Origin of the sequence: Staphylococcus sp. HMSC072B07, from assembly GCF_001815505.1 — a bacterium.
GTDB classification, from domain to species: domain Bacteria; phylum Bacillota; class Bacilli; order Staphylococcales; family Staphylococcaceae; genus Staphylococcus; species Staphylococcus simulans.
The window spans coordinates 1-2,065 of the sequence record NZ_KV820928.1 but is presented as its reverse complement, the minus strand read 5'-3'; the positions used below and the strand labels follow the sequence as shown (position 1 = coordinate 2,065).

Annotated in this window: 1 protein-coding gene; it reads right to left on the bottom strand. The window is 32.2% G+C overall.

Annotated elements, in window-relative coordinates:
• A partial coding sequence (locus tag HMPREF3031_RS09455; protein ID WP_180364336.1) for an SdrD B-like domain-containing protein occupies positions 1 to 2,065 on the bottom strand: 2,065 nt, incomplete at both ends.

Sequence of the window (2,065 nt, the reverse complement as noted above, 5' to 3'; positions counted from 1 at the left end):
GTCTGCATCTGCATCCGCATCTGAGTCAGCATCCGCATCTGAGTCAGCATCGGCATCCGCATCAGCATCTGAATCTTCTTCGAAGTAACCATTATCAATACTAAAATCATCATGATCGGTAATAGTTACATGAACTTCTTCACCATCAGCATCATTTTCATCATTATTACCTGAATTAGTAACAGTTTGAGTCAAACCTTCTGGTTTATCAAACTGTACAATATAATCACCACTATCTAAATCGTCAAAACGATACTTACCAGTCTCATCTGTTGTTGTTGTTTTTAATACGTTACCATTACCATCTTTCAGCGTAACATGAACTCCTGAGATACCTTTTTCATCATCATCTTGAATTCCATCTTTATTTTTATCTAACCATACGTAGTCTCCAAGACTATATTTAGGTGTCTTATAAAATCCACTGTCTAATGTCCAATTATCAGCACCGTTAATAACACCTGTTGTTGTTAAGCCATCAGAATCTGTTTCATCATCGTTACCTGAATTCTCAATTGTCGGCGTATATCCTTCTGGAGTTGAAAATTCAACGATATATGTTCCATTGTCTAAATTATTAAATTGATATCTACCATTTTCATCTGTAGTAGTATGATCTAATTCATTACCATTATTATCTTTCAATGTAACATGGACACCTGAGATGCCTTTTTCGTCATCATCTTGGATTCCGTCTTTATTTGTATCTTCCCATACGTAATCTCCAAGACTATATTTCAGAAGATCGCCACCAGCATTACCGCCTGTTCCCTTGATTATATTCTCATTATCCCAATAGTAAGCTCTTCTAACCTTATAAGCATCGTCGTTAGTTTCAAAAACTCGTGTTTTTACATTTTCGTCACTTTCTCCATCATATTTCCCGTCTACAGTAATAACATATGCAGTGTCAATATCTCCGAATTGGAGACTTACAGAATTATCACCATTATCAGTAATCCATCCATCAAAATTATCTGTAATATCTACTAAATTAGGATCTTGAGGATCTACATAATAACTATCATTTAACTTATTTACATCTAAAACTCTATAAATTTTAAATTTAGTGTTATTATCTATTATAGTACTAGAGCTATTAGGGTCTGTGTGATATCCCTGTATTTTAACATTCGAATCATATAATCTATTGCCCATAGGATTAACATAAATAGTTTGCTTAAAACTATTATTACCAGAATACTTATCAATATCAGTTATAAATGAGCTGATACTTGGTCCAGACTCATCATTTATTCCTTGTATTGGTGAAGAATAATTAATATTAAGGGTTGTACTGAATTTTTTATCTGCTATTCCAAATTCAGCTTGATATGAACCACTATTTGGCGTATTTTTTCTGTCAGTCCAGATTGGTAGTTGGAAATTACCTTTAATATTATTTCTATTATTTACATAATCAGTAAATGTATAAGTAACTACTTTTTCATTAACATTATAAAAACCTGTAGCTACAGTATTACCTTCATTATCAGTAAGGGACTTAACCTTCATTATATTATTAAGATTTTCATAATTTATATCGCCATTTACAGTAACGTTTTCAGGAATATTTACTGTAAAATAATCCCCTTCTTTAATCTTTCCATCAACACTGAAATCTGCTGAAATGTCAGTCGATCCGCTATGGTTTGGATCAAAAGAATCTTCACCAATTTTAAAGTTGTTTACCGTAATCTGTCCATTTACATTAGAACCTTTCTCTGAAATATCATTATCTAGTGCAGTTTTTAGTACAGGTTCCGCAAATCTACTTACACTTCTTGAGGTTGCTTGTGCTTTATTTTGTTCCAATTTATTTGCCAAATCTTGAACTAATAAATTGAGTAATTCATCGTCTGAGAGTTTCGCATAATCAATATTTAAGCCTTCAATTTCATTTAGAACGGCTTCTCTCGAAACACCATTTGTTGTCGCAATATAGCTAGTAAGTATTTCTTCTTTTTCATCATTAGAATCAACTCTATTTAATTCTTCAAATGTTTGATTGAAATTACTATTGCTTTCAGATGTATTATTTTCTTCCGGTGCAGCTTCTTTTGTT